Annotated in this window: 1 protein-coding gene and 1 pseudogene; one reads left to right on the top strand and one right to left on the bottom strand. The window is 75.3% G+C overall.

Going from position 1 to position 1,853, the window contains the following annotated elements; genetic code table 11:
* Nucleotides 1-816, top strand: an 816-nt coding sequence (locus E3O50_RS19080; protein WP_198417054.1) for a hypothetical protein, incomplete at its 5' end; no start/stop codon positions are given.
* A 27-nt stretch (nucleotides 817-843) separates the two neighbouring features.
* Here E3O50_RS19080 and E3O50_RS19075 read toward each other — a convergent pair.
* Nucleotides 844-1,853, bottom strand: a pseudogene (locus E3O50_RS19075) (hypothetical protein); the annotation flags it as partial.

The following is a 1,853-nucleotide window of genomic DNA, read 5'->3' as shown; positions in this document are numbered from 1 at the left end:
GGGCCCGGCCGCGTGCACGCCGTGCGCCGGCCGACACCCGCGACCGCGGGGTCGCCCGGCGCGATCCCGTTCCGCGTCGGCCCGACCCCGGCGCCGTGCGCGCCGACGTCGGTGTCCGCCCTGCAGTCCACCCAGCTCTCCCTGGCCGAGGCGAAGGCGAAGATCACCCGGCTCGAGGCGCAGCTCGTCGAGGCGGGAAGCACGGAGTCCGACCTCGCCCGCCTGCGCGAGCAGGCCCGCTCCGCGCAGCTGCAGCTCCGCGACGCGCTCGTCGAACTCGGCACCCTGCGACACACCGTCGCCGAACTCCGCGACGAGCAGCGCACCCAGAAGCGGATGCTGCGCGAGTCCCGCCGGACCGTCGTCGCCCCCACCCCCAGCAGCGAATACGAGTCCCGCCGCGCCCTCTGGGAAGATGCCACCAGCTGGGTCCGCCACGAGATCGCCCTCGCCTGGGTCGACCGGGTCCCGGAATCCGACCGCGAGGAATGGCCGCTGCCGCACAGCTACGGCCTGTCAGACCGGTTCGCGGATTCCCTGAGCGGGCTCGACGACGGGCAGCTCGCGAAGGCGTTCAAGGCATCCGTCGATGTGCTGACCGGACGGGTCAAGACCCTGCAGGGCCGCCACCTGCACGCGCTGCGCCAGGGCGCAGGTCCCGCAGACCCGCACCTGCTGCGCTGGGACGGCGCCCGCTGCATGCGGGTGTCGATCGAGCAGAACACCCCGGCCGCGCGCCGGATGCACTTCTGGCAGAAGCCGGACGGCAGCGTCGAGCTGATCCGCATCGTCACCCACGACGACATGGAAGCCTAGGCAGTCACCCCTGACCGCCCGGCCGGGTCAGCCGGCGCGGCGCGGGTGCGTCGGCGGGAGCGTGTTCTCCACGTAGGGGATCCAGGACTGCGCGTCGCGGGCGAGCACGAAATCGGCGAACGACATCGGACCGGCCTGGGGGTCGACGCCCGGGAGTCCGGTGGCGCCGGCCGCGGGTGCAGCCGGCATCGACCCCGTCGGAGTGTCGGCCATGGGCACGAAGCCCGGTGGAACGAAGGATGCCGGTCGCCGGCGGCGCTCCTCGTGCGCCGGAGGCCGGGGCTGCTGGTGCTGCTGGGCCGGAGGTCGCTGCTGCGGTGCCCGCCGGTCCGCTACCGGAGCGTCGCCGTCCGGCGCCGGGCCGGTGCTGTGCCGCGGCCGGGCAGACGGGAGGCCCGTGTCCTGGCCCGCGGGATCCTGCTGCGGGCTGGCGCGGTAGAACGTGTCGGGGTGCTGGCTGTAACGATCGTCCGGGAAGGTGTCGGCGTTCCGGGGATCGCGCCGGTCGGCCGGCGGACGACGGCGGTCGTTCGGGTACGGCAGGCCGGCCTTGCCCGAGTCGCGGCGATCGACGAATGCCCGGCGCCGCTCGATCGGCATCGGCAACGGCGCGCCGTACTGCGGGTTCGGGCGGGTCGCCGGGTTCTGCGGTTCCTGCGCCGGCAGATGCTGCCGCACCGGCGGGTACTGGAAGCTCTCCGGATCGAGCGGGTTCGACGGGGTCCCCGGGGCCTGGCGCGGGAGCCTGCTGTCGCGCGGATCCATCGGCGTCCGCCGGACCGGCGAGGGCGGCGGCGGAACGGGTCCGCGGCGGATGTACTGGTCGTCCGGTCCGCGGGTGGTCCAGCCGGCACGCGGACCGAACTGGGCCTGCGGGTTCTCCGCCGGTCGCTGCTGGGGGTACTGCTGCTGCGCCTCGCGTGCTTCGGCGCCGCGCGGGTCTGCGGCCGGGGGGCCAGCTGCCGGAGTTCCGGCGGCGGCCGGGCCCGCGGACGCGGTGGCCGGGCCGGACGGAGCCGCGGTGCTCGCGGGATCCG

The organism is Cryobacterium sp. MDB1-18-1, assembly GCF_004402735.1.
GTDB classification, from domain to species: domain Bacteria; phylum Actinomycetota; class Actinomycetes; order Actinomycetales; family Microbacteriaceae; genus Cryobacterium; species Cryobacterium glucosi.
This window is presented reverse-complemented; position numbering and strand designations above follow the sequence as displayed.